General features: G+C 70.5%; 19 protein-coding genes. 8 read left to right on the top strand and 11 right to left on the bottom strand.

The genetic code is table 11. The features are described from left to right. A partial coding sequence (locus BLR05_RS24085) for a contractile injection system protein, VgrG/Pvc8 family (protein WP_279616039.1) occupies positions 1–416 on the bottom strand: 416 nt, incomplete at its 3' end. 236 nt (positions 417–652) lie between these two features. Here BLR05_RS24085 and BLR05_RS24080 point away from each other — a divergent pair. The 3 genes from BLR05_RS24080 (at position 653) to BLR05_RS24070 (ending at position 4152) form a co-directional block, all read left to right on the top strand. Further along, positions 653–1480, top strand: a complete 828-nt coding sequence (locus BLR05_RS24080) for a proteasome-type protease (protein ID WP_092839969.1) — start codon at positions 653–655, stop codon at positions 1478–1480. A gap of 92 nt (positions 1481–1572) precedes the next feature. Beyond that, positions 1573–2400, top strand: a complete 828-nt coding sequence (locus BLR05_RS24075) for an alpha/beta fold hydrolase (protein ID WP_092839967.1) — start codon at positions 1573–1575, stop codon at positions 2398–2400. Between the two features lie 279 nt (positions 2401–2679). Beyond that, positions 2680–4152, top strand: coding sequence for an FAD-binding oxidoreductase (locus tag BLR05_RS24070; RefSeq protein WP_092839964.1), 1473 nt, complete (start codon positions 2680–2682; stop codon positions 4150–4152). 40 nt (positions 4153–4192) lie between these two features. Here BLR05_RS24070 and BLR05_RS24065 read toward each other — a convergent pair whose 3' ends face one another. The 6 genes from BLR05_RS24065 to BLR05_RS24040 all read right to left on the bottom strand — a co-directional run bounded on the left by BLR05_RS24065 (position 4193) and on the right by BLR05_RS24040 (position 16137). Beyond that, the gene (locus BLR05_RS24065) at positions 4193–5521 is read right to left on the bottom strand and encodes a diguanylate cyclase domain-containing protein (RefSeq protein WP_092839961.1); all 1329 of its coding nucleotides are present in this window, start codon (positions 5519–5521) and stop codon (positions 4193–4195) included. Positions 5522–5738: 217 nt separating this feature from the next. Beyond that, on the bottom strand, positions 5739–6563 hold the full coding sequence (locus BLR05_RS24060) for an undecaprenyl-diphosphate phosphatase (protein WP_092839959.1): 825 nt from the start codon (positions 6561–6563) through the stop codon (positions 5739–5741). Positions 6564–6602: 39 nt separating this feature from the next. After that, positions 6603–8120: an efflux transporter outer membrane subunit gene (locus BLR05_RS24055; protein ID WP_092839956.1), complete on the bottom strand. Its 1518-nt coding sequence runs from the start codon at positions 8118–8120 to the stop codon at positions 6603–6605. Further along, positions 8117–11329, bottom strand: a complete 3213-nt coding sequence (locus tag BLR05_RS24050) for an efflux RND transporter permease subunit (RefSeq protein WP_092839953.1) — start codon at positions 11327–11329, stop codon at positions 8117–8119. Before BLR05_RS24050 ends, BLR05_RS24055 begins: the two co-directional genes overlap by 4 nt. After that, a complete protein-coding gene (locus BLR05_RS24045) occupies positions 11326–14634 on the bottom strand; it encodes an efflux RND transporter permease subunit (protein ID WP_092839950.1) in 3309 nt (1102 codons plus the stop codon). Before BLR05_RS24045 ends, BLR05_RS24050 begins: the two co-directional genes overlap by 4 nt. A gap of 21 nt (positions 14635–14655) precedes the next feature. After that, complete coding sequence (locus tag BLR05_RS24040) at positions 14656–16137, bottom strand: efflux RND transporter periplasmic adaptor subunit (RefSeq protein WP_092839977.1); 1482 nt, start codon at positions 16135–16137, stop codon at positions 14656–14658. A gap of 299 nt (positions 16138–16436) precedes the next feature. Here BLR05_RS24040 and BLR05_RS24035 point away from each other — a divergent pair, with 299 nt between their 5' ends. From BLR05_RS24035 to BLR05_RS24025, 3 genes are all read left to right on the top strand, one after another. After that, complete coding sequence (locus BLR05_RS24035; RefSeq protein WP_092839947.1) at positions 16437–16760, top strand: 2TM domain-containing protein; 324 nt, start codon at positions 16437–16439, stop codon at positions 16758–16760. A gap of 64 nt (positions 16761–16824) precedes the next feature. Beyond that, positions 16825–17967: a sensor histidine kinase gene (locus BLR05_RS24030; RefSeq protein WP_092839944.1), complete on the top strand. Its 1143-nt coding sequence runs from the start codon at positions 16825–16827 to the stop codon at positions 17965–17967. Further along, complete coding sequence (locus BLR05_RS24025) at positions 17946–18809, top strand: LytR/AlgR family response regulator transcription factor (protein ID WP_092839941.1); 864 nt, start codon at positions 17946–17948, stop codon at positions 18807–18809. Before BLR05_RS24030 ends, BLR05_RS24025 begins: the two co-directional genes overlap by 22 nt. Before the next feature lie 42 nt (positions 18810–18851). Here BLR05_RS24025 and BLR05_RS24020 read toward each other — a convergent pair whose 3' ends face one another. From BLR05_RS24020 to BLR05_RS24010, 3 genes are all read right to left on the bottom strand, one after another. Then, positions 18852–19496, bottom strand: a complete 645-nt coding sequence (locus tag BLR05_RS24020) for a LysE family translocator (protein ID WP_092839938.1) — start codon at positions 19494–19496, stop codon at positions 18852–18854. Positions 19497–19657: 161 nt separating this feature from the next. Further along, the gene (locus BLR05_RS24015; RefSeq protein WP_244160174.1) at positions 19658–20578 is read right to left on the bottom strand and encodes an MCP four helix bundle domain-containing protein; all 921 of its coding nucleotides are present in this window, start codon (positions 20576–20578) and stop codon (positions 19658–19660) included. After that, entirely contained in the window at positions 20575–21237 is a 663-nt protein-coding gene (locus BLR05_RS24010; protein ID WP_092839935.1) for an ABC transporter ATP-binding protein, read from the bottom strand. Before BLR05_RS24010 ends, BLR05_RS24015 begins: the two co-directional genes overlap by 4 nt. Positions 21238–21392: 155 nt before the next feature. On the opposite strand from BLR05_RS24010, the gene BLR05_RS24005 reads away from it, so the two are divergent. After that, positions 21393–21761 carry a hypothetical protein gene (locus BLR05_RS24005; RefSeq protein WP_092839972.1) on the top strand — a complete coding sequence of 123 codons (369 nt, stop codon included), beginning with the start codon at positions 21393–21395 and terminating at the stop codon, positions 21759–21761. A 44-nt stretch (positions 21762–21805) separates the two neighbouring features. Here BLR05_RS24005 and BLR05_RS24000 read toward each other — a convergent pair whose 3' ends face one another. After that, positions 21806–22714 (bottom strand): TOBE domain-containing protein, encoded by a 909-nt coding sequence (locus BLR05_RS24000; protein ID WP_092839932.1) that lies wholly within the window; start codon positions 22712–22714, stop codon positions 21806–21808. 147 nt (positions 22715–22861) lie between these two features. On the opposite strand from BLR05_RS24000, the gene BLR05_RS23995 reads away from it, so the two are divergent. After that, on the top strand, positions 22862–24955 hold a 2094-nt coding region (locus tag BLR05_RS23995), incomplete at its 3' end, for a DUF6531 domain-containing protein (protein WP_143016004.1).

The following is a 24955-nucleotide window of genomic DNA, read 5'->3' as shown; positions in this document are numbered from 1 at the left end:
TAGTCCCAGGCCCGGTAGGCGCGCGTGAGCTTCAGTTGCAGCGGGTAGCCGTAGCGGCCCAGCACCTCCTGCACGATCTGCGGGACGGTCTTGAACTGGAAGATGCGGAAGTCCTGCCGCCGCGTGGCCACCCACAGCCAGGGCTGCAGGCGCAGGTGGTAGGAGTAGAGGCGATGGTCCTGCCCCTGCATGCCGAAGCGCGTGACCAGGCCGTCCAGGTACCGCTTGCCGCCGCCCTCGGTCTCGATCTCCACCGTCGCCGCCCTGCCCAGCAGCGCCTTGGGATCGATGTCGCGGGTCTCCGAGAGCAGGTCGATGTCGAAGGAGAAAAGCTGGCTCAGCTCCTCGCTGCCCCGCAGCTGCCGGAACTGCAGTTGCTCTCCCAGGGGCGTCTGGATGGTGACGCGGCGTGTCATTGTCTAGGTGGCAACCCGCGAGGTTGCGGCAGAGTCAAGTTGAAAAGCAAGAAATGATAGGAGCAGCCCTGCAGGGCCGGGTAGCCCCGGACGGTGGGAAATTTGTTTCCAAAAATGTCTGCTTGTTCATCACCTCGTCAAATGAAATAGCCGACCCGAAAGTCCGTCCCGCCACCCGGCAGCGCGCGCCCCACTACACTCGCTTCTTTCGCCTTTTTCTCCCCGACGGTTCCTCCATGACGTACTGCGTCGCCATCAAGCTCAACGCCGGACTGGTCTTCCTGTCCGATTCCCGCACCAACGCCGGCCTCGACCAGATCAGTTCCTTCCGCAAGATGATGATCTACGAGCGGCCGGGCGATCGCTTCATGGTGCTGCTCTCGGCCGGCAACCTGAGCATTTCCCAGTCGGTGCGGGAGATCCTGCAGACCGAGCAGTTGGCGGACCGCGACGGCAGCGATCCCATCACCATCTGGAACGCCAGGAGCATGTTCGATGCCGCCCGCGTGCTGGGCTCGGCCGTGCGCCACGTGCATGAGCGCGACGGCGCGGCGCTCAAGCGCTCGGGGGTGGATTTCAACGTGTCGATGGTGTTCGGCGGCCAGATCCAGGGCGAGGGCATGCGGCTCTTCCAGGTCTATTCGGCCGGCAATTTCATCGAGGCCACGCCCGAGACGCCCTACTTCCAGGTGGGCGAGTCCAAGTACGGCAAGCCGGTGCTGGACCGCGTGCTCACGCCCGACACCCCACTGGACGAGGCCGCCAAGTGCGCGCTGGTATCCATGGACAGCACGCTCAAGTCCAACCTCTCGGTGGGCCTGCCGCTGGACCTGGTGGTGTACGAGGCCGGGCACCTGTCCACCGACAAGATCGTCTGCATCGACGAGCAGAACCCGTATTTCCGCATGGTGCGCAGCAGCTGGGGGGAGCGGCTGCGCCAGGTGTTCGACAGCATCGAAGACCCGGCCTGGAACGGCGGAGCGACCGACGTGCCGATCCTGGCGGAGACCGCGCGCAGCCGGCCCCTGAAGAAGATCGGCACGCCGAGCGACAAGCTCATCTGAAGCGCCGGCGGCGCTGCACCTCGACCGCCCTGCCGTGCGCCCCCACTTCCGAGCCTCACGACGTTCCCGCCCTGCCCCGCCGGCCCTCCGCGATGACGACGCCCCTTCCGCTGGTCTTCTCCCACGCCAACAGCTTCCCGGCGGGCACGTACCGCGTGCTCTTCGCGCAGTTGCGCGAACGCGGCTTCGAGGTGGACGCGGTGGACCGTTTCGGGCACGACCCGCGCTATCCGGTCACCAGCAACTGGCCTGCGCTGGTGCAGCAGCTCGCCGATTTCGCGCGCGAGCAGGCGGACCGCACGGGCGGGCCGGTGTTCCTGGTAGGGCATTCGCTGGGCGGCTTTCTCAGCGTGATGGCGGCGGCGCGGCATCCTGAACTCGCGCGCGGCGTGGTGATGGTGGACTCGCCCCTGATCGGCGGCTGGCGCGCCGGAGCGCTGGGCATGGCCAAGCGCACGCAGGTGGTGGGCGCGGTCTCGCCGGGCAAGATCAGCCGGGCGCGCCGCAACCGCTGGGACAGCGCCGAGGATGCCATCGAGCATTTCCGGCGCAAGAGGGCGTTCGCGCACTGGGACGAGGCCGTGTTGCGCGACTACGTGGACCATGGGCTGCGTCCGCATGGGGACGGTGGCGTGGCGCTGCACTTCGAGCGCGAGGTCGAGACCGCCATCTACAACACCCTGCCCCACAACCTGGGCCGGCTGCTGTCCACCCACCCGCTGCGCTGCCCCGCCGCGTTCATCGGCGGGCTGGGTTCCGAGGAACTGCGGCAGGTGGGCATGGACCTCACCCGCCGCGTGACGCGGGGCCGCATCACCATGCTGGAAGGAAGCCATCTCTTCCCGATGGAGCAGCCCCGCGCCACCGCTGCGGCCATCGAGGCCGCGGTGCTGAACCTGATCGGCGCGCCGGCAGGCTGAAGCGGCGGGAACGGTTCGCCGGAACGGCGCCGTCCCGACAGGTGGGCATCTGCCGCTTCCGGAACGGAAGCCGCAAAAAACACGGACGCAAGGGCACCGCGATCCCCTACACTGCGGCGCAAGTTGGTTACATATGGACACAGCATGCCTGCATACAAGCACTGCGCGATGAACGCAGGCGGGCGGCACTCCGTTATTTCGCGGGTCGCCCGCAGTCCTGGCTCCTGCAGACCCGCCACGTCCGAGCCTGCCACCTGATCCAAACGAGGGAATCCCACCATGGCCCAACGAAAGAGTCCTGCCCGCCTTGCCAAAGACCGGCGCGTCGCGCACCTGCGCGGCCTCGCCGCCGCCAACGCATCGGCCGATACCCCGTGGCCGTGGGACGCGCTGATCGCGCTCGAGGATGAGCTGGTCGGGCGGGTCGTGCTGCCCGGCAGCGCAGACTACGACGAGGCCCGGCAGGAATCGAACCCTGCATTCCAGGCCTATCCGCTGCTCATCATCTATTGCGAGTGCGAAGACGACGTGATGCTGAGCCTGGCCTTCGCGAAGAGCTGGAAGGCCTGGGTCGCGGTGCGCTGCGGAGGCCACAGCACGGCCGGCTACTCGGTCAACCAGATGGGCGTGGTGATCGACCTGAGCGATCTCAGCGGCGTGATGATCGACCCGGGCGCCGAACGGGTGCACGTGCTGCCGGGCACGGATTTCGACCATTTCAACGGCTCCATGGGCGCTACGGGCTGGCACGTGCCGACGGGCGCCTGCGGCAATGTCTGCGTGGGAGGCTTCGTGCAGGGCGGGGGCTACGGCTACACGTCGCGTGCGTACGGCATCCAGAGCGACCTGGTGGAGTCGATGCGCGTGGCCCTGGCAGACGGCCGGATCGTGACGGCCAGCGCGACGGAAAACGCCGAACTGTACTGGGCCATGCGGGGCGGCACGGGCGGCAACTTCGGGGTGCTGCTGCAGGTCACCTACCGCATGGTACGGCTGCCGGGCGTCTGGGCCTGGGCCATTTCCTGGGAAGCCGCCGACGCCGCCGACGTGCTGGTAATGCTGCAGGAGCAATTCATGCGCACCGGTGCGCCGGACGAACTGGGCTACATGATGAACCTGGGCTTCCGCGACGGAAAGCCGGTGTTCATGATCCAGGGCATGTACTGCGGTTCGCGCGCAGACGGCATGGCGGCCATCGATGCGCTGCTGAAGTTTCCGACGGCCAAGCTGCTCGTGGACCGCAGCGGCAGCTACCCCGCGATGAACCTGTACCTGGACGACCATCCCTACGACCTGCCCCAGGGCCTGACGGAAGGCACCTGCGAAAGCAAGGCCTGCGGCTACCTGGACAGGCAGCTGACCAAGGCGCAATGGCAGTCGGTGATCGACTACTTCGCCACGTCGCCCAACACGTATGCGATGGCCTACCTGGAGCCCTATGGCGGAGCGATCGAGCGCTACCCGGTGGAAGACAGCGCATTCATCCACCGCCACGTGGACGCGGATTTCGTGATGGACGTGTTCTGGACCCAACCGGAAGACCGCGTAACGGTGCAAAACTGGCTGGCGGGATTCCAGGCCCTGATGCACCCGCTGCTGACCGGCAAGGTGTACCAGAACTATCCGGACGGCTCGCTCGAGAACTACGTGGATGCCTACTGGGGCCAGGATGTGTATGCCCGGCTCCAGAGGGTCAAGCGGGCCTACGATCCGGACAACTTCTTCCATTTCGCGCAAAGCGTGAAGCCTTAGGCGCAGGCACGGGGCGGGCGGCTCCGCCCCCCTGCTCCGCTCAGCCCTGGCCGGCGTAGCGCACGCAGCCGGGGCCGGAGCGCTTGGCGGCGTACATGGCCTGGTCGGCGCGGGTCATGAGCAGCTCGATGTCGCCCGCGAGCGGCGGGTGCATGGCCACGCCGATGCTCGCGCCCACGCGCACGTCGTGGCCGCCGACATCCATGGGCTCGGAGATGGCCGAGATGATGCGCGAGCCGATCTGCCCGGCGAGGTCTTCCTGCACGTCGGTGTCGAGCATCACCAGGAACTCGTCGCCGCCCAGCCGAGCCACGGTGTCGTTGCCGCGCACGGCATGGGCCAGCCGGCGGGCCACGTAGCGCAGCACCTCATCGCCGACCTTGTGGCCGTGCCCGTCGTTGATCTTCTTGAAGCCGTCGAGGTCGATGAACAGCAGCGCGACCGCGCCCCCGCGCGTGCGGATCTCCGACAGCGAGCGCTCGAAGCGGTTGTGGAAGGCCGAGCGGTTGTGCAGGCCCGTGAGCGAGTCGTGGTTGGCCAGGTAGTGCTGCTGCCGCGATATCTCCATCTTGGCCGAGATGTCCTGCACCAGCGACATGATCGAGGTCACGCGGCCGATCTCGTCGGTGAGCGCCGAGTTGAACCACTCGCAATGCACTTCGGTGCCGTCCGCGCGCAGCAGGCTCGATTCCACGCGGTTGCGGGTGGCGCGGCCGGAACGCAATTCGGAGAACGCCTGGGACAGATGCTGGTCCATGGCAGAGGTGCCGGGCAGCTCGTGCAGGCGGCGGCGCTCGATCTGCACGAGGTCCTGCCAGCCCATGAGCTCGATGGCGCGGCGCGAGCACCGCAGCACGCGGAGCTGGTCGTCCATCTCGAGCACGGCCAGGGGGCTGTTGTCCATGTGGGAGGACAGCCGCTGGTTGGCGGCGCGCAGCGCGTTCATCGCGACCTGCAACTCGTCCACGTCCAGTGCGGCGGTCACGAAGCCGACGATGTCGCCGCGCGCGTCCCGCCAGGGGGACAGGCAGATCGTGCGCCAGGATTCTCGCCCTTCGGGGTCGAGCACCAGCCGCTGGTAGCTCACCCGCTCGCCCACCAGCACACGCTGCACATACGGCATGAAGCGGGAATGGTTGTATTCCCCGTAGAGTTCGAACAGGCTCTTGCCGACGATGTCGGAGGGCGCGGCCCGGAACCATCGCGCATACTCGTCGTTGACATAGACGACGCGCTCGGCCCGGGAGATGACGGCGACGGTGGCGCCCACATTGCGCGTGAGCAGGCTGAGCATGTCAGTGTCTGAAATGTCCGGCGCCATCCCGGCAACGGAAGACATGCCGTCCAGCGGCAATGGATTCGGCATCATGGTGGACAGCGGTTCCTCTACCGTCCGGCACCCGCCTCCGCATGCGCGGTACGGCCGGCAGGCCCGGACCCTGCCTGCGTCATCCCCCGCCGAATGCAGCGCTACGAGGGGCCCTCGATAGCGCTCAGCTTATCACTTTCTTTTTCACATAGCAGCACATGCTATGTAGTGATATGAAACCGGCACACAAAAGCCTTCCGTGCCGCGACACGGAAAGTCATTCGGCCCAGTGTACCCAGCCGGTCCAGGCTGTGGCAAGCACCACGATGCCGAAAACGATGCGGTAATAGGCGAACGGAACAAAGCTGTGGGTGCTGATGTAGCGCAGCAGCCAGCGCACGCACAGCCAGGCGCTCACGAACGAGAACAGCAGGCCCACGGCGAACATCGGCAGGTCGGCCATCGACAGCAGGTGCCGCTCCTTGTAGAGGCTGTACACGCCGGCGCCGATCAGCGTGGGGATCGCCAGGAAGAACGAGAAATCGGTGGCGGCCTTGCGCGACAGGCCCAGCAGCATGCCGCCGATGATGGTGGCGCCGCTGCGGCTCGTGCCCGGCACCATGGCCAGGCACTGCACCAGCCCGACCTTCAGCGCGTCCAGCGGGGTCATGTCGTCCACCGAATCCACGCGCACGGCGCCGGGCGCGCGCCGCTCGGCCCAGAGAATGACGAAGCCGCCCAGGATGAAGGTGGACGCCACGACCACCGGCGTGAAGAGGTGTTCCTTGATCGCCTTCCCGAAGATCAGCGCGAGCACCACGGCCGGCAGGAAGCCAATGAGCACATTGAGCGCGAAGCGCTGGGCGCGGGGCTGGGTGGGCAGCGCCACCAGGGTGTCGCGGATCTTCTGCCAGTACACCAGCACCACCGCGAAGATCGCGCCGGTCTGGATGGCGATGTCGAATACCTTGGCCTTGTCGTCATCGAAACCGAGCAGCGCGCCCGCGAGGATCAGGTGGCCGGTGGAGGAGATGGGAAGGAACTCGGTCAGGCCCTCGACCACGCCCATGACGGCGGCCTTGGCCAGCAAGATGAAATCCACGGAAATCCTTTTTCGTGTGGTGGGGAAAGCAGCCGCGGATTATCGGGGCTCGGCAGCGCCCTGCCCGGCCGTGGCAGCGCGCCCGTCCTCCATCCAGGGAGCCTGCCAGCCGCCGCCCAGTGCCTGGATGAGCGATGCCACCGCGAGCTGGCGGCTCACCTGCAGTTGCAGCAGTGCGCGCCGCGCGGACAGTGCCGCCACCTGGGCGGTGACCACGTCGGTATAGCTCACCTGCCCGGCGCGGTAGCGGTTGAGCATCTGCTCCTCGGTGCGCTGGGCGGCCGAGACGGCCTCCTGCCGCAGCGGTTCCTGCGCCTGCAGGGTGCGCACCGCCGTGAGCTGGTCTTCCACCGTCTGGAAGGCGCCGAGCACCGTCTGGCGGTAGTTGGCCACGCGGGCGTCGCGCGCCGCGCGCGCCTGGTCCACGCGCGCGGCGATGGCGCCGCCGTCGAAGACCGTCTGCGCGGCCGACAGGCCCAGCGACCACAGCGCGCCGGAGGCGCTGAACAGGTCGCCCAGGCCGGTGCCGCTGCGCCCCAGCGAGGCCGTGAGGCTGAAGCTGGGGAAATAGGCGGAGCGCTGCACGCCGATCTGCGCGTTGGCGGCGGCGACGGCGCGCTCGGCTGCGGCGATGTCCGGGCGGCGCTCGAGCAGGGTCGAAGGCAGTCCCGCGGGCACCGCGGGCACGCTGGCCACCCAGGTGCCCGCGGGCAGGCTGAACGCGGCGGGCGGCTGGCCCGCCAGCACGGCGATGGCGTGCTCGTAGCCGGCGCGGTTGCGCTGGGCGGTGGCAAGGTCGGCGCGGGCGTTGGCGAGCTGGGTGCGCGCCTGCAGCACGTCCGATTGCGCGGCGACGCCGGCGTCGTAGCGGTTCTGGGCGATGCGCAGGGCGCGCTCGTAGGCCTGCACCGTGTCGCTCAGCAATGCGGCCTCGGCGTCCGCCTCGCGCAGCTGGAAGTAGGCGGCCACGAGCGAGCCCACGGCGGAGAGCCGCGCCGCGGCCAGGTCCGCCTCGCTGGCCTGGGCACTGGCGCGGGCGCTGTCCACGGTGCTGCCCAGGCGCCCCCACACGTCCGGCGCCCAGGTCGCGCCCAGTGCCGCCTGGGCCGTGGTGCCGCTGCGCGCGGAGCCCTCGCCGCCCGCGCGGCTCTCGCTGGCCGACAGGCTCACGCCCGGCAGCAGGCCGGCGCGCTGCTCGCGCACCAGCCCCTGGGCCTGGGCATAGGCGGCCACGGCGGCAGCGATGTTCTGGTTCGATACCTGCACCTGGGCGGCGAGGCGGTTGAGTTCCTCGTCGCCGAACAGCGCCCACCAGTCGCCGCGGTCGGCGGCGTCCGCGGGTGCGGCCGGCTGCCAGAGCGCCCCCGCCTCCTTGAAGGCGGTGGGCATGGGAGTGGCGAGCACCGGGGGCTGGTAGGGCGGCGCCACCGAGCAGGCGGCCAGCCAGGCCGGCAGCAGCGCCGCGGCGCAGGCGCGCAGCATGCGCGGAGCGGACGGCGCGCGGGCCGCCGGACGGGCGGCAATGGCAGGCCGGAGGGCGGGAGGATCGAAGGTCATGGTTGTTGCGCGGGCACGGCCGGGGCCGTGTCGGCGGCGCGGCTGAGGTGTCGTTCGTTGCCGGAGGGGCGGCGGAGCCGGTCGAGCAGCACATAGACCACGGGCGTGGTCAGCAGCGTGAGCAGCTGGCTGGCGATCAGCCCGCCGATGATGGCCACGCCCAGGGGCTGGCGCAGCTCGGAACCCTGTCCGAAGCCGATGGCCAGCGGCAGGGCGCCCAGGGCGGCGGCCAGGGTGGTCATCAGGATCGGGCGGAAGCGCAGCATGCAGGCCTCGCGCACCGCCTGGGTGGCCGACAGGCCCCGCGCGCGCTCGGCCTCCAGCGCGAAGTCGATGATGAGGATGGCGTTCTTCTTCACGATCCCGATCAGCAGGAACACGCCGATGAGCGCGATGATGGTGAACTGCATGTTGAACAGCAACAGCGCGAGCACCGCGCCCACGCCGGCCGAGGGCAGCGTGGTGAGCACGGTGACGGGGTGGATCAGGCTTTCGTAGAGGATGCCCAGCACGATGTAGATCACCACGATGGCCGCCAGGATCAGGAAGAACTGCTGCCCCTGCGTCTGCTGGAAGCTGCGCGCCGTGCCCTCGAAGCTGCCGCGCACGTTGGTGGGCATGGCGATGTCGGCCTCGGCCTGCTCGACGATCTGCCGCGCCTGGCTGAGCGAGGTGTTGCCGTCCAGGTTGAAGGAGATGGTCGTGGCCAGTTCGCCGTCCTGGTGGCTGATGGAGGTGGGCGACGAGCGCTCCACCACCTTGGCGATGGCCGAGAGCGGCACCATGCTTTCCTGGGTGTTGGCGAGCACCTGCCCGGTGGACGCGCCGCGCTGGCCGGGGTTCGCCGGGGAGCCGGTGGCGCCCGACGGATTGGCGGGCACGAAGATGTCCCTGAGCGCCGGCGGGCCGCGGGTGTAGCCGGGTGCCCATTCCATGATGACCGAGTACTGGTTCAGCTCGCTGTAGATGGTGGCCACGGACCGCTGGCCGAAGGCGTTGTAGAGCGCCGCATCGATGGCCGCCGCGCTCACGCCCAGGCGCGCGGCACTGTCGCGGTCCACCTCCACGTAGGTTTCCGAGCCGTTGTCGGCCTGGTCGGTGTCCACGTCGGTCAGCAGCGTCTCCTGCTTCAGGCGCTCGGCCAGTTTGGTCGCCCAGACGCGCATGTCGGCGAGGTTGTCGCTCTTGAGGGTGTACTGGTAGGTGGAGTTGCTGGAGCGCCCGCCCATGCGCAAATCCTGCACGGGCGAGAGGAAGACCTGCAGGCCGGTGAGCGCCGCGAGCTGCGGCCGCAGCCGGCCGACCACGGCCATGCTGGTGTCGCTGCGCTCGGACACGGGCTTGAGGTTCACGAACATGAAGCCGCCGCCCGCGCGCCCTCCTCCCGAGAACCCCACCACGGTGTCCACGGCCGGGTCGTTGCGGATGATGTCCACGGCCTGGCGCAGCTTGCCCGCCAGCGCCCCGGACGAGATGCTCTGGTCCGCGCGCAGGCCGGCCACGAGCTGGCCGTTGTCCTGCTGCGGGAAGAAGCCCTTGGGGATATGGCTGAACAGGTACACGTTGAGACCGATCACCGCGAGCAGGATCGCGATGACCAGCGCCTTGCTCGCCAGCGCCCAGTCCAGCGCGTGGCCGTAGCCGCGCAGCACCGCATCCTGCGCGGCGACGGTCCAGCGCGCGAAGCGGCCCGGCGACCGGGGCGGCGCGCCAGCATGGCCGTCCGCGCCCTCCGAGCGCAGCAGCCAGGCGCACATCATCGGCGTGGTGGTGAGGGAGATCACCAGCGAGATCGCCACCGCCACCGAGAGCGTGACAGCGAACTCGCGGAACAGCCGGCCCACCTGCCCGTCCATGAAGAGCAGCGGGATGAACACCGCCACCAGCGACAGGCTGATCGACAGCACGGTGAAGCCGACCTCGCGCGCGCCCTGCAGGGCCGCCTCCATGCGGTCCATGCCGGCCTCGATGTGGCGGCTGGTGTTCTCCAGCACCACGATGGCGTCGTCCACCACGAAGCCGGTGGCCACCGTGAGGGCCATCAGGCTGAGGTTGTTCAGGCTGAAGCCCAGCAGGTACATGATGCCGAAGGTGCCCAGCAGCGAGACCACGGTGGCCACCGCCGGGATGACCGTGGCGCGGGCCCTGCGCAGGAACAGCCCCACCACCAGCACCACCAGCGCGATGGAGACCATCAGCGTGACCTCGATCTCGCGCAGCGAGGCTCGGATGGAGTTGGTGCTGTCCGAGGCCACGGCGATGCGGATGTCCTGCGGCAGCTGCGCCTGCAGCGAAGGCAGGAGCGCACGCACGCCGTCCACCGTCTCGATGATGTTGGCGCCCGGCTGGCGCGTGATGAGCACGACGATGGCCGGCTCGCCGTTGAAGAGGCCGAGCGTGCGGGTGTTCTCGACGCCGTCGATCACCTGCGCCACGTCGCCAAGCCGCACCGGCGCGCCGTCGCGCCAGGCGATGACGAGGTCCGCGTAGTCGGCGGCGCGCCGCGACGGCGACGGGGTGTAGATCTGCATGCGCCGGCCATCGCTCTCGATGGCGCCCTTGGGCCGGTTGGCGTTGGCCGCCTGGATGGCGGCGCGCACATCCTCCGAGCCGATGCCGTAGCGGTTCAGCGCGAACGGCAGCAGCTCCACGCGCACGGCGGGCAGCGAGCCGCCGCCGATCTCCACGTCCCCCACGCCCTCCACCTGCGAGATGCGCTGGCTGACCACGTTGGAGACGGCGTCGTAGATCTCGCCCGGCGTGCGCGACCTGGAGGTGAGCGCGAGGATGATGACCGGCGAATCGGCCGGGTTGATCTTGCGGTAGGTGGGATTGCTGCGCAGGGTGGCGGGCAGGTCCGCCCGCGAGGCGTTGATGGCAGCCTGCACCTCGCGCGCGGCGCTGTCGATCTTGCGGTTCAGGTCGAACTGCAGGCTGATGCGCGCCGAACCGTTCGAGCTGGAGGACGTCATCTCGTTCACGCCCGCGATCACGCCCAGGCGCCGCTCCAGCGGCGTCGCCACGCTGGTGGCCATGGTCTCGGGGCTGGCGCCGGACAGGCTGGCCGAGACGGAAATCGCCGGATAGTCCACCTGCGGCAGCGGCGCCACCGGCAGCAGGAAGAAGGCCGCGATGCCCGCGAGCGCCATGCCGATGGTGAGCAGCACCGTGGCGACGGGCCGCTCGACGAAGGGACGCGAGAGGTTCACGGCCGGCCCTCCCCGGCGGGTGCGGCCGGCGGCGCCAGGACGGCGGGCACCTCGGGCGCCGCGGCCGTGCCCCGGCCCGTCCAGCGCCGGCCCAGCCGGTCGAACGCGAGGTAGATCACCGGCGTGGTGAACAGCGTGAGCAGCTGGCTCAGCACCAGGCCGCCGAAGATCGCCAGGCCCAGCGGCCTGCGCAGCTCGGCGCCCTCGCCCCAGCCCAGCATCAGCGGCAGCGCGGCGAACAGGGCGGCCAGGGTGGTCATCAGGATGGGGCGGAAGCGCAGCAGCGCGGCCTGGTGGATGGCCTCCTGCGGCGGCAGCCCCTGGCCGCGCTCGGCGTCGATGGCGAAGTCGATCATCATGATCGCGTTCTTCTTGACGATGCCGATCAACAGGATGATGCCGATGATGCCGATCACCCCGAGTTCATTGCCCGTGAGCATGAGCGCGAGCAGCGCGCCCACCCCGGCCGAAGGCAGCGTCGAGAGGATGGTGAGCGGGTGCACGTAGCTCTCGTAGAGCACGCCCAGCACGATGTAGACGCAGACCATCGCGGCCAGGATCAGCCAGAGCTGGCTGGTGAGCGACTTTTCGTAGGCCCCGGCCGCGCCCTGGAACTGCATCGACAGGCTCGCGGGCATGCCGATCTCCTTCGCCACGGCGCGGATCGCATCGACCGACTCGCCCAGCGAGGCGCCTTCGGCCCTGTCGAAGCCCAGCGTGGCCGCCGGGTACTGCGCCACGCGCGTGATCTGCAGGGGCGCAGGCTGCTCGCGGATGGTCGCCACGGCCGACAGCGGCGTGGGAGCCCCGCCGCCCGTGCGCAGCTGCAGCGTGCCCAGCGCCTCGGGGCTGGACAGCCCCTCCTTCTGCGCCTCCAGGATCACGCGGTACTGGTTGGTCTCGGTGAAGATGGTGGAGACGATGCGCTGGCCGAAGGCGCTGTAGAGGGTGTCGTCCACCGAACTGGCGGTGACCGAGAGGCGCGCGGCCGTGGCCCGGTCGATGTCCACGAAGGCCGAGAGGCCCTGCGCGCCCGCGTCGGTGGTGGCGTTGCGCACCTGCGGCACCGTACGGAGTCGCTCCACCAGCTTGTTCGTCCAGGCGTTCACCTCGGCGGAATCGACGCCGCCGATGGTGGCGCGGTATTCCGTGGGCCCGGTTTCCGCGTCGATGGTCAGGTCCTGCGTGGGCTGCAGGTACAGCGTGACGCCGGCCACGGCGTTCACCCGCTCGCGCAGCCTCCGCATGACCACCTCCTGGCTGTCGCGCCCGGCCTTGAGGTTGATGAGCAGGCTGCCCGTGTTGAGCATGGCGTTGTTGGCACCGTCCACCCCCACGAAGGAGCTGAGCGAGGCCACGTCGGGGTCCTGCAGGATGGCGCGCACGGCCTCCTGCTGCAGTCCGCTCATGCGCTCGAACGAAACGTCCTGCGCCGCCACCAGGCGGCCCTGCAGCTGGCCCGTGTCCTGCGTGGGAAACAGCCCCTTGGGAATGAAGACGTACAGCACCACGGTGAGCGCGAGCGTCAGCAGCGCCACGACGAGCGTCGCGCCCTGGCGGAGCAGCACCCACTGCAGCCAGACGTCGTAGCGCGCGATGACGCGGTCGAAGCCCCGCTGGATGGCGCCGCCCAGCCCGCGCGGCGGGGTGTCGGGCACGGCGCGCAGCCAGCGCGCGGACATCATCGGCACCAGGGTGAGCGAGACCACCGCCGAGATCAGGATGGTGAGCGCCAGCGTCACCGCGAACTCGCGGAACAGGCGGCCCACCACGTCACTCATGAACAGCAGCGGGATCAGCACCGCGATCAGCGACACGGTGAGCGAGATGATGGTGAAGCCGATCTGCGTGGCGCCCTTGAGGGCCGCCTGGAACGGCGGCTCGCCCTCTTCGATGTACCGGGCGATGTTCTCGATCATCACGATGGCGTCGTCCACCACGAAGCCGGTGGCGATGGTGAGCGCCATCAGGCTCAGGTTGTTCAGGCTGTAGCCCAGCAGATACATCACGCCGCAGGTGCCGATGAGCGAGATCGGCACGGCCAGGCTGGCGATCACCGTGGCGCGCAGGCTGTGCAGGAAGAAGAAGATCACCAGCACCACCATCAGCACGGCGAGCACCAGTTCCATCTCGACGTGGTGGACCGAGGCGCGGATGCCCGTGGTGCGGTCCGAGAGCACCTGCACGTCCAGGCCTGCGGGCAGCCCGGCCTGCAGCTCGGGCAGCTGGCGCTGGATGCTGTCCACGGTGGAGATCACGTTGGCGCCCGGCTGGCGTTGCACGTTCAGGATGATCGCAGGCGTCAATGTGGCCCCCACGCTCCCGGCTTCGCCTGGTTCGCTGCCCCCCGGGGGGGCGCTCGCCGCCTTGGGGCGGCCCGGCGGCGGCTCGGTGGCCCCCACGCTCCCGGCTTCGCCTGGTTCGCTGCCCCCCGAGGGGGCCTCCGCTTGCTTGGGGTGGCCCGGCGCGGCGCGAACGCCGGCCCAGGCGCCCAGTCGGTCGTTCTCGGCCCCGTTCACCACGCGGGCGACATCGACCATGCGGACCGGGGCGCCGTTCTTCCAGGACACGACGAGCCGCTTGTAGTCGTCCACTGTGAGGAGCTGGTCGTTGGCGTTGATGGTGTAGGCGCGCTGCGGCCCGTCGAAGCTGCCCTTGGCGCTGTTGGCGTTGGCCGCAGAGATGGCGCTGCGCAGCGTGTCCAGCCCGATCCCGTAGGAGGCCAGCGCCTTGGTGTCGGCCTGGATGCGCACGGCGGGCCGCTGCCCGCCGGCCAGGGTCACCAGGCCCACGCCCTGCACCTGGCTGATCTTCTGCGCCAGCCGCGTGTTCACGAGGTTCTGCACCTCGGTGAGCGGCATCGTGTCGGAGCTGATCGCCAGGGTGAGCACCGGCGCGTCGGCCGGGTTCACCTTGGCATAGACCGGCGGCGCGGGCAGGTCGGTGGGCAGCAGCGAGGAGCCGGCATTGATGGCCGCCTGCACTTCCTGCTCGGCGACGTCGATGGCCAAGCCCAGGTCGAACTGCAGCGTGACGATGGACACGCCCGCGGCGCTGGTGGAGGCCATGCGGGCGAGGCCCGGCATCTGCCCGAACTGCCGCTCCAGCGGCGCGGTGACGTTGCGGCTCATGACCTCGGGGCTGGCGCCGGGATAGAGCGTCTGCACCTGGATGGTCGGGTAATCCACCTGCGGCAGGGCCGACAGGGGCAGGAAGCGGAACCCCACCAGCCCTGCCAGCACGATGGCCAGCATGAGGAGCGCGGTGGCGACGGGCCGCTCGATGAAGGGACGCGACGGACTCATGGGCGGGAACGCGCGCGGGGATCAGGAACGGCTGGCCGGCACCGATGCCGCCGCGGCGGCCGGAGCGGATGCGGCCGGAGCCGGCTCCCCGGCATCCGGGCGGTGCCGGTGGCGGCGCGGTGCGCCATCGGGGCCGTCGGCACCGCCGCGCTCCGCACCCGCCGGCCAGGACGCGCCGGAGGCCCGCCCGCGCCGCCCCGGCGCGCCCTGGGCCGCTCCCGGCCCGCCGGGCTCCTGCAGTTGCACGCGCGCGCCGTCGCGCAGGCGGTCGCCGCCTTCGGTCACCACGCGCTCACCGGCCTTCAGGCCTTCCGCGATCGCCGCCCACTCCACGGTGGACTGGCCACGCCGCACCTTGCGCAGCGTCACCGTGTGGTCGTCGTTGATCACGTACACGAAGTCGCCGTTGGCCCCGGTCCGCACCGCGGTCACGGGCACCACCAGGGCCTCGACCTCGCGCAGCTCCAGCCGCACGTTCACGAACTGGTTGGGGAAGAGCCGGCCGTCGGCATTGGCGAAGCGTGCCTTGGCCTTCACGGTGCCGGTGGCGGTGTCCACAAGGTTGTCCAGCGTGGAGAACCGCCCCTGGGCGAGGTCCGTGGTGCGGGTGCGGTCCCTGGCCACCACCGGCAGCCCTGCGGCGCCGGCCTCGGCGGCGGCGGTCTGCACGTCGGCCACGCGGTCCTGCGTGACGGTGAACTCCACGTCGATGGGCGCCGTCTGCGTGATCGTGGCGATCCCCGATGTATCTCCCGTGGTCACGTAATTGCCCGCATCCACCGCGCGCAGGCCGATGCGGCCCGCGGCTGGCGCCGCCACGCGCGTGTAGCCGAGGTTGAGCCGGGCGGTGCGCTCCTGCGCGCGGTCCGTCATCACGGTGCCTTCCAGCTGCTTGACCAGCGCGGCCTGCGTGTCCACGTCCTGCCGGGCGATGGAGTCCTGCGACAGCAGGGTGCGGTAGCGCTCGAGGGTGATGCGCGCGTTCTCCAGTTGCGCCTCGTCGCGCCGCAGCGTGCCCTCGGCCTGCATCAGCGCCTGCTCGTAGGGGCGCGGATCGATCTGCGCGAGCACCTGGCCCTTGCGCACCACCTGCCCTTCGGTGAACAACACCTCGGTGAGCACGCCCGCCACCTGGGGCCGGAGCGTCACGGTGGCGACCGGCGTCACGGTGCCCAGGGCCTCGATGGCCACCGGCAGGCGCATCAGGCGGGCCGTCGCTTCGCCCACGGTGACCAGCGCGCGGCCGCCGCCGGGCGCGGCGCCGGCGGGGCGGGCCGGCCCTCCCGGCCCGCCCGGTCCGCCCGCGGCGGGAAAGCCCGGGCCGGCCACCGGCGCCTTGGAGCGCTGCACCAGCCACCAGGCGCCCGCGCACAGCAGGGCCACTGCCAGCACCGCCACCGTGGCGCCGAGCCATCGGGCACGCCGGCCGGGCGGCCGCGGGCCTCGTTCAGGACCGGGCACGGTGGCGGCGGGCGGGGCGGCGTGGGGGTCGTTGGGGCTCATGGGCATCGGATACGGTGGCGACAGCGAAAAAGGCGGATGGCCATGAGGCCACGCCTGCAGGTTCCCGGAGGACCGCGCCCCGATCGTAGAAGCTCAACGTGGCGTTTTGCCCGCTGCCATGCGAAGAAACGTAAATCCCCTACAACCACCGGGGTCCCGGCCATGCCGGCGGCGGCGGCCCGCGGCCCCGGAGCCGCGTTTCACGCCGCTCCGCCGGCAGTCCGTCGCGCCGCGCTGTACCGCCGGCCGGGGGCGGGCCACAGTGGACTCCTTCCCGCCGTCCGTCCAGGAGCCACGACATGCATTCCACCCACCGCCCTGCAGCCGCCGACGCCCCTCTCACAGTCGATGCCGCCGATGCCGCCGATGCCGCCGAACGGCTTGCCCGCCGGCGTGCGGATGCCAAGCTGGGCTGGCTGGTCCACGCGACCACCTATGCCTGCGTGAACCTGGGCCTGGCCGCACTGTCGGTGTCCCAGGGCCGCCATTGGGCGGTGTTCCCCGTGTTCGGCTGGGGCCTGGGCCTGCTGGCGCACGGCCTGGCGGTGGCGCTGCCGGGACGCGCGGGCATCTATGGATATCTGCTGGCGCGCGAGCGCGCGGCGCTGCGCCGCCAGCCCTGAACCGCACCGGCCGGAGCGCACAATCGGGCCCGGGCCGGCCACCGCACAGGCCATCCCCGCCACCATGACGCATTTCCATTCGCGCCAGTTCCTTCTCCACGGCCTGATCGTCGCAGGCGTCTGCACGGCCATCGCCGCCATCCAGGTGGCCTATGGCCGCGGCCCGTGGCATGCGCAACTGGTGTATTCGATGTCCATCGGCATGGTCAGCTGGCTGATGGTGGAGGTCGGGCGCCTCTGGCTGACCCGCGACGACACCATTCCCTGGCCCCTGGGCTGGCGGGGATGGATGCTGGTGGCCGTGAGCGGCACCATCGGTTTCCACGCCGGCTCGGCCATCGGGGATGCCTACTGCCGCGCATTGCAATTGCCATCCCATGCGCCACCGCCCGGCGACCCGGGGTCGGCCGTCCTCACCACGGTGCTCGCCTGCGTCGCGGTATCGCTCTTTTTCTATGCCCAGGGCAAGTCCCGGTATCTGGAGGGCCGTATCGCGCAGGCCCAGCGCGACACGGCGGAGGCCCGGCTCAAGCTGCTTCAGACCCAGCTCGAGCCGCACATGATGTTCAACACCCTGGCGAACCTGCGGGCCCTGATCGGCGCCGACCCCCCGCAGGCACAGGCCATGCTGGACCACTTCATCGCCTACCTGCGCGCCACCCTGGGCGCCTCGCGCGCGGCGGCCCACCCGCTTGCGGACGAGTTCGCCCTGCTGCGCGACTACCTGGAGCTCATGGCCGTGCGCATGGGTCCGCGCCTGTCCTATGCGCTGGACCTGCCGGAATCGCTGGAGGCGGTGTCCGTCCCGCCCCTGCTGCTTCAGCCTCTGGTGGAAAACGCGATCCGCCATGGCCTGGAGCCGCAGGTCGAGGGCGGCCGCATCGAAGTCACCGCGCGCCTCGCCCCCGGCCCGGCCCCGCGCCTGGAGCTGAGCGTCCTAGACACCGGCGCCGGCCTCCGGCCGGACCGCGCCGGGCCCGGTGCCGCCCCGGGCGCCGGCAGCCGATTCGGGCTCGCCCAGGTGCGCGAGCGGCTTGTCACGCTAGAAGGCCCGCGGGCCACGCTGGACCTGGTGCCCGGAGACGGCGGCCGGGGCGCGAGGGCCTGCATCTTCCTGCCACTGGGCTTGCCCGCGGCCCCGGCCGGCGCTGCTGCCGGCACCGATCCTGAAAACGCTTCCATGCCATGCAAGCCCCCCGCGCCCTGATCGCCGAAGACGAACCCCTGCTGGCCGCGGCCCTGCGCCAGGAACTCGCGCGGGCCTGGCCTGAGCTGCAGATCGCCGCCACCGTGGGCGACGGCGACAGCGCCGTGCACCAGGCCCTGGCACTGCGTCCCGACGTGCTGTGGTTCGATATCCGCATGCCCGGCCGCAGCGGCCTGGACGCCGCGCTGGAGATCGCAGGCGCCTGGCCGCTGGAGGAGGCGCCGTTTCCCGCCCTGGTCTTCGTCACCGCCTACGACCAGTACGCCGTGCAGGCCTTCGAGGCGCAGGCGCTCGACTACCTGCTCAAGCCCGTGCAGGCGCCGCGGCTGCTCAAGACCGTGCGGAAGATCCAGGCGATGCTGGCGGCCCGCGCCGGCCGGCCGGACGGCGGCGCGGGTCCGGAAGCGAGCGCGCCGCTTCGCGACGAAACCGGGCTCGAGGCCCTGGTGGAACGCCTGCGCGGCCTGCTCACGGCCCCAGCCGTCCCCGCTGCAGCACCATCGCAGCCGGACGCCGCGCCATTGACCGTCATCCAGGCCGGCAGCGGCCCGCGGATCCACTTCGTCCCCGTGGCGGACGTGCTGGTGTTCGAAGCGGCGGACAAATACGTGCGCGTGCTCACCGCCCGGCAGGAATACCTGATCCGCACCCCGCTCAAGGAACTGGCGGCGCAACTCGAGCCCGACGTGTTCTGGCAGATCCACCGCGGCACGCTGGTGCGCGCGTCGGGCATCGAATCGGTGGAGCGCGACGAGGCGGGGCGCCTGCATCTGCACCTGCGCGAACGGCCCGGGCGCCTGCCCGTGAGCCGCCTGCACGCCCACCGTTTCAAGGCGATGTGAGGCCGGGCACCCCGCGCGGGCGGTGCCGGTGCCCGGGGCCGTTCAGCGGTTGGCCGCCAGCAGCAGCCCGCCTGCCCCCATGAAGAATCCGCCCGTCGCCTTGTTGAGCCTGACCACGCCGCGTTGCGAGCGGATCACCCGCCGGATCTGCCGGCCGCAGCTGGCATACACGGCCGTGGAGACGAACTCCGCCAGCAGGTACACCGAGCCCAGCACCACGAACTGACGGGCGGCGGGCTGCGCCGGATCGATGAACTGCGGAAAGACTGCCGCGAACAGGATGATGGCCTTCGGGTTGGTGATGCCCAGCAGGAATTCCTGGGTGGCCAGCGCGCGCCAGGTGGGCACGGCGGCAGGGTGTGCGGGCGCGGCGGCCGCGTCGCCGCCCTCCACCAAATCCAGCCCGCCGAACTCCCGGCTGTTCCAGGCCCGCCACCCCAGCCAGAAAAGGTAGGCCGCGCCCACCCACTTCACGGTGGTGAAGGCGGCTTCGGAAGCCAGCAGCATGGCCCCCAGGCCCACGGCGGAGATGGTCAGGAAGATCGCGAACGCCGCCGCCCTCCCGATGGTGGCGAACATCGCCGCCCCCACCCCGGCGCGGATGCCGTTGTTCAGGCCGCAGAAATTGTTGGGGCCGGGCGTGAGCGCGATCGCCACGGCCACGGGAGCGAACAGGAGAGCGTCCATGGGAGGTCCTGGAAAAGCCTTCGGGAATGGCGCTCCGCGGAGGGCGTGGTGCCGGCCCGCACAGCGCCATGACGTCATGGGATCTTACGACCTTCACGCCGGTGCTGCCCAGTGCACTGGGCACTTGCGCAATGCCCTTTGGGCTGCCGCCCGCGGGCCCTTCACGGACGGACGGCGGCGTCGTTCCCTGCAATGAATGCGCCTGCGGACTGCAACGGAAGACCGTGCGACGGGTTGCCCGCTCGGGCATCCGGGCTCCGCCACGCTACAGCGGCCGACGCTGCCGGCTCCCCGCCCGATGCCCGGGAGCGACCGCGCGCGAAGCTCCAGCCCAGCAGCAGGGCCAGCACGGCGATTGCCGTACCCATCGCCGCCAGTACCAGCGTGACGCGCGCGGCGGAACGGGCTGCGTCTTGCGCCAGCGCGTCCGCGAACTGCTGCTGCAAGGCGCGGGATTCGTCCACCGACTGGAACATCAGGCTCTGCCGCGGGCGCAACTCGCCCAGCAGCAAGGCACCTGCGGCGGCCCGCTCACCCCGTTCTGCGAGGTCCACCGCCCGTTCCAGGGCCATGTTGTATTCGGCGCGGTTTTGCCAAAGGGCGTCCATCGACTTCCTGGCTTCCGGCCGGGTCACGGACATGTCCAGGGCCTGCAGGAGTTTCTCGTCGGCCTCGCGCAGTTCGGCGAGCTTGCGCTTTTCCTCCCGCTGGACGGCGGTGTTGCCGGATATCACGATGTTGCGCGCATACCGGGCGATGGCGTTCTGGTTGTCTTTCAGTTCGGTGAACTGCGCCACTTTGACCATCCGGTCCGCGGTGACCTCCTGCAGGCTCGCGGACAGCGAGCGCAGGGCCACAGCGCCCAGGAGCGCTATCGCGATGCCGATCAGAGCCACAAGGCCAAGGCCTACTGCCAGGCGGGCGGGAATTTTCGGGGACGACATGGGCTTGCCTTCCATGGATTCGTGCGGCCCGGGCCGCACGCAATAGATGAGCCCCATTAATTTAATCACATTGAAATCATTTTTGACAAATATTGTGGTACTTTCCATTTTCAAACACAGTCCCACCTTGCCATTCAATCGCCCAGTTCGACCACCTGGTTCCAGGGAACACCACCCAGCGTGTCGTAATGCGCGACCACCACCCCCTGCGCCCGCCGCGCATCGGCCGCCGGGAGGTCCGACAGCAGCTTGCGCAGGTAGTCCACGGACGGCCGGTCCAGTCCCGCGACCGGCTCGTCCACCAGCACGAGCGCCGCGCCGCTGGTGAAACCGGCTGCCAGCAGCACCTTGCGGCGCGTGCCGGTGGACAGCTGCTCCATGCGCTTGCCGGCATGCCCGGCCAGGCCGAACCCCTCGATGTGCAGCCCCAGCGCCTGCGCGCTCCAGTCCGGCCAGCGCCGTGCCTGCCTGGCCCACCAGTCCACCGGTGTCTCTTGTTCGCCGGGCGGTTCCGGCCCATCGCCCCGGGGATCGGCCCAGAAAATACTGCCGCCGCCTGCCGCCAAGCGCCCCGCCTGCGGACGCAGCGCGCCCGCGATGATCCGCAGCAGGGTGGTCTTGCCGCGGCCGTCGCCGCCCCGCAGCAGCGTGGCGCCCGGCCCGATGCGCAGGTCCATGCCTTCGAAGAGCGGCCCGGCAGCGCCCGGCGGTGTATGGCGCAGGCCCAGGCCTTCCCACAGGACGGGTGTGGCGGACGGGTCGGCGGCGCGGGTCGGGTCGGACGGAGTGGCGGTCATGGGCAAGACAGATGCGGCACAGGGAAGCGGTCGGCCTACATTCTGTGGCAATCTGCAGGATGCACTCGCCGACAATCGGCGCCGGGCACTGCCTGCCCCGGCAGATCGTGCCCGCCATGCATCCTTCCATTGTCCAGCCCATCCATGTCCGGCCCATGATCCTGCGTTACCTCGATTTCGACTACAGCGAAGACGGCGAAGGCGGCGGCACCTGGGACGCGATGGCCAGCGTGACCGGGCAGCATGTGGAAGCGCTGCACGCGGAAATCGCCGCCGTGCTGCACTGGGCCCATGAACGGTTCGGCAGCCAGCGCGGCCCCATCGAAGAGGACGGGGAATGGGATTACGACCTGCAGGCCGTGGAGGAAACCTCCACCGGGCAGTCCCTGCGCTACGACGGGGCACGGCGCCGCGTGGTGGCCGAGCCGGGCGCCACGGGTGCGCCGCGGCACACCGTCACCCTCTCGCTCTGCGGCACGCAGGCCTTCTGCGAGACGTTCCGCGCGCATTTCGGGCTGGAGTAGCTCTTTCTTCCTTGCACCAGGCCGGCGCTTCCGCCACCTGCCGGCTATACGGCGTCCACCACTGCCAGGACGACGGCCGACTCGTCCACCGACATCACCACGCGCCGGCCCGCGCGCAGGCCGGCCCCGGGCTCCGCAAAACCCACCATGCGGACGCCGGCATCGAGTTCGGCGGATACCTCATCCCCCTGCGCACCGCCGCGCGACAGGCGCGCCACCCGGCCTGACCACGCGTTGGAAGACCCTTCTCCAGGGACGCACCGGGCAGCGGCGCGAACGGGCTGCGCGGGCCCCACGCGCACGGCCGTGGCCTTGCACAGCGCCAGCACCGCGGTGCCGGGCTGCAGGCCGAGCAGCTCGGCACTCTCTCGGGTGACGCGCGCGAACAGCCGCAAGTCACCCTCAGGCGCCCTCGCGCCCTGCCCCGCTGCGGATGCGCCCTGCAGCCACACCCGCACCACGGGGCCCATCGGCTCCAGCGCCTGCACCACGCAGGGCCACTGGTTGCGCATGCTGGTGCGCAGCGCCAGCCCCGCGGCCGGACGCACGGCGCGGGCCTGGCCGGCGTGCCCCCCCGAGGGTGACGCCTGCGCCCCGAACGCACCGGCGTTGTCCAATACCCCGGCACGCGCCTGCGCCAGCGCATCCGCCGTGCGCAGCAGGGCATGCCCGGCCTCGGTCAGCCGCGCGCCACCGCCGCCGGCGCCGCCCACCGCACGCTCCACCAGGGGCACGCCGGCCAGGTTGGTGAGGGTGTCCACCGCCTGCCAGGCTGCCTTGTAGCTCACGCCCACCACGCGGGCCGCCTGCGAAATCGAGCCGCCGGCACCGATCTCGCGCAGCACCGCCACCCGCCGGTCCGCCGGTCCATGGGCCAGCGCATCGGACAGGGCCGCCGGCGCGAGGGGAGCATTGCGGGAGAGACTGGGAGGAGGGGCGGCGCGGGACGGCATGGGCCGATGATGCCGCAGCGGACATGCTTACATGCCGACACACAAACCCTCCCATTGGATGATGCCCACAGAGCCGGATCATGCATAGCATCCCCGACCTTCGGAGGCAGCCCTGCGGCCACCATCCAGGAAAGAAGACATTCATATATGAGCGGCAAACCCGCGGCCCGGCAGGGCGACATGACGCAAAAGGGAGGCCCGATCGTCCAGGGCTCGGCGACGGTGCTGATCGGCTCGGCGGGCGGCGTGGCCTGCTCGGTGTGTCCCGGGGGCATGGCGGTGGGCAACCCGGTGAACCCCTCGCTGGGCGCGAAGGTGCTGACGGGTGCGGATGAGCTGGACTTCGCGCTGCCGGGGCCGCTGCCGCTGGCGTGGCAGCGGGTGTACAGCAGTTACGTGAATGCGAAGCATGGTGCGGCATGCGGGTTGCTGGGGTATGGGTGGAAGCTGCCGCTGGAGTTGCGGTTGCGGCTGCAATCGGAGCGGGTGGTGCTCTTCGATGCGTCGGGGCGGGCGATCACCTTTGAAGAGGCGCTGCTGCCGGGGCAGGCGCTCTATAGCAGCAGCGAAGACCTGTGGCTGTTGCGGGGCGGGGACATGGCTGGCTCCCCGGCCCCATCCTCCACCCCGGCCGAACTGCTGCCCTGGGCACAGCAACCGCGCTGGTCGCACGTACCGGCAGTGCTGCGTGCGGACCCGGGCTGCGTGATCGCCGTGCCGGGCGCGGGCGGTGCAGGCGCTCCGGCCTGGGTGTTCCTGCCGGCGGGCGTATCGAGCGACGGAACAGCCTCGGGCCATGTCCTGCATGCGGTGATCGACCGCTTCGGCCGCAGCCAGCGCTACCAGTGGGGCGAGGAAGGCGAGCAGCAGGGCCGCGTGCAAGGCATCACCGATGGCAGCGGGCGCCGCTACGCGCTGCGCTACGAGCGCATCGCGCAGGATGCCGGAACAGCAGAGACAAGTGCCCATCCCCTGCTGCAACCCGACGACGGTGTGCGGCTGGTGGGCGTGGACTGCACGTTCAACCCGCTCGACCCTGCAGTGGTACCCGGCACCGCCCCGCGCCCCCAGCCGCTCGTGGGCTACCGTTACGACGGCGCAGGCAACCTGGCCGAGGTACTGGGCGCAGACGGCACGGTATTGCGCCGCTTCGGCTACGACACGCTGCACCGCATGACGGAACACCAGGTGCGCCAGGGTCCGAAGCACCGGTACGTCTATGAAGACCAGACGGCGCAGGGCCGCCGCCAGGGATTGGCGGCCCGCCCGGGTGCCCGCGTGGCCGAGCAGCACAACGAAGAGGGGCTGTCGTACTTCTTCGAGTACAGCCAGGCGCCCTCGGAGGCTGCGCCATCCGCGCAATCCGCACACACCACGCAGGCAGCCCACGGCTCGGAGGAGAGCCAGAATGGCGCTACTCCGGCCGTCGCGTCTGTACCCAGCAACAGCCAAAGCAGCACGGTGGTGCGCGACAGCCTGGGCCGCACGACCGCCTACCACTTCGAAGGCGAAGGTGGCCTCAAGCGCCTGGTGCGTCTCGTGGCCCCGGACGGGGCCGAGCAAGGATTCCGATACGACAGCGCCGGCCGGCGGCTCTCGGCCACCGATGCGCTGGGCCGCACCACGTGGTGGCGCTACGACGGCGCAGGCCGGCTGCTGGGTGTGCAGGGCCCGGACGGACGGAGCACCCAGCAGCACTGGGGCCCGGCGGGCAGCGCGCAGGACGGGCTGCTGCTGGCCAGCCAGGACGCTGCAGGGCTGCGCACGGAGTTCCGCTACGACACCTGGGGGCGGCTCGTGGAGGTGGCGATGGCGCCAGCCGGGGGCGGGAACGGAGCGACCGATACCCAGGCCCTCACGACTCGCTTCGAATACGAACAGCCCCAGGAACAGGCCGCCACCGGTACCACCGCCGGCACCGCAGCCTTCCCACCCCACGCTCTCGCCTGGTGCGACCAGCCCGTGGCGATGATCGACGCCCAGGGTGGGCGCAGCCTCTACGCCTACAACGCCTGTGGCCAGCTCGCGCGGCACACGGACTGCTCCGGCCGCAGCCAGTCCTGGCGCCACGGCGCCTGGGGCGAGGTGGTGGAGGCAATGGATGCGCTGGGCCAGCGCACCCAGCTGCATCACGTGCTGGAACATGGCGCGCTGCGGCTGGTGGGCGTGCAGCAGCCGGGCAACACGGCGGTGCGCTACCGCTGGTCGGCCGCCGGCACGCTGGAGGCGACCACCTACGGC

Source organism: Paracidovorax cattleyae, from assembly GCF_900104515.1.
Classification (GTDB): domain Bacteria; phylum Pseudomonadota; class Gammaproteobacteria; order Burkholderiales; family Burkholderiaceae_C; genus Paracidovorax; species Paracidovorax cattleyae.
The sequence above is the reverse complement of the archived record's forward strand: the minus strand, read 5'-3'. Positions and strand labels throughout refer to the sequence as shown.

What these genes read in the sequence shown, in the direction of transcription:
- BLR05_RS24080 (WP_092839969.1), top strand. Translation starts at nt 653, where the DNA reads ATGACGTACTGCGTCGCCATCAAGCTCAACGCCGGACTGGTCTTCCTG.
- BLR05_RS24075 (WP_092839967.1), top strand. Translation starts at nt 1,573, where the DNA reads ATGACGACGCCCCTTCCGCTGGTCTTCTCCCACGCCAACAGCTTCCCG.
- BLR05_RS24070 (WP_092839964.1), top strand. Translation starts at nt 2,680, where the DNA reads ATGGCCCAACGAAAGAGTCCTGCCCGCCTTGCCAAAGACCGGCGCGTC.
- BLR05_RS24065 (WP_092839961.1), bottom strand. Translation starts at nt 5,521, where the DNA reads ATGATGCCGAATCCATTGCCGCTGGACGGCATGTCTTCCGTTGCCGGG.
- BLR05_RS24055 (WP_092839956.1), bottom strand. Translation starts at nt 8,120, where the DNA reads ATGACCTTCGATCCTCCCGCCCTCCGGCCTGCCATTGCCGCCCGTCCG.
- BLR05_RS24045 (WP_092839950.1), bottom strand. Translation starts at nt 14,634, where the DNA reads ATGAGTCCGTCGCGTCCCTTCATCGAGCGGCCCGTCGCCACCGCGCTC.
- BLR05_RS24040 (WP_092839977.1), bottom strand. Translation starts at nt 16,137, where the DNA reads ATGAGCCCCAACGACCCCCACGCCGCCCCGCCCGCCGCCACCGTGCCC.
- BLR05_RS24035 (WP_092839947.1), top strand. Translation starts at nt 16,437, where the DNA reads ATGCATTCCACCCACCGCCCTGCAGCCGCCGACGCCCCTCTCACAGTC.
- BLR05_RS24030 (WP_092839944.1), top strand. Translation starts at nt 16,825, where the DNA reads ATGACGCATTTCCATTCGCGCCAGTTCCTTCTCCACGGCCTGATCGTC.
- BLR05_RS24025 (WP_092839941.1), top strand. Translation starts at nt 17,946, where the DNA reads ATGCAAGCCCCCCGCGCCCTGATCGCCGAAGACGAACCCCTGCTGGCC.
- BLR05_RS24020 (WP_092839938.1), bottom strand. Translation starts at nt 19,496, where the DNA reads ATGGACGCTCTCCTGTTCGCTCCCGTGGCCGTGGCGATCGCGCTCACG.
- BLR05_RS24010 (WP_092839935.1), bottom strand. Translation starts at nt 21,237, where the DNA reads ATGACCGCCACTCCGTCCGACCCGACCCGCGCCGCCGACCCGTCCGCC.
- BLR05_RS24005 (WP_092839972.1), top strand. Translation starts at nt 21,393, where the DNA reads ATGATCCTGCGTTACCTCGATTTCGACTACAGCGAAGACGGCGAAGGC.
- BLR05_RS24000 (WP_092839932.1), bottom strand. Translation starts at nt 22,714, where the DNA reads ATGCCGTCCCGCGCCGCCCCTCCTCCCAGTCTCTCCCGCAATGCTCCC.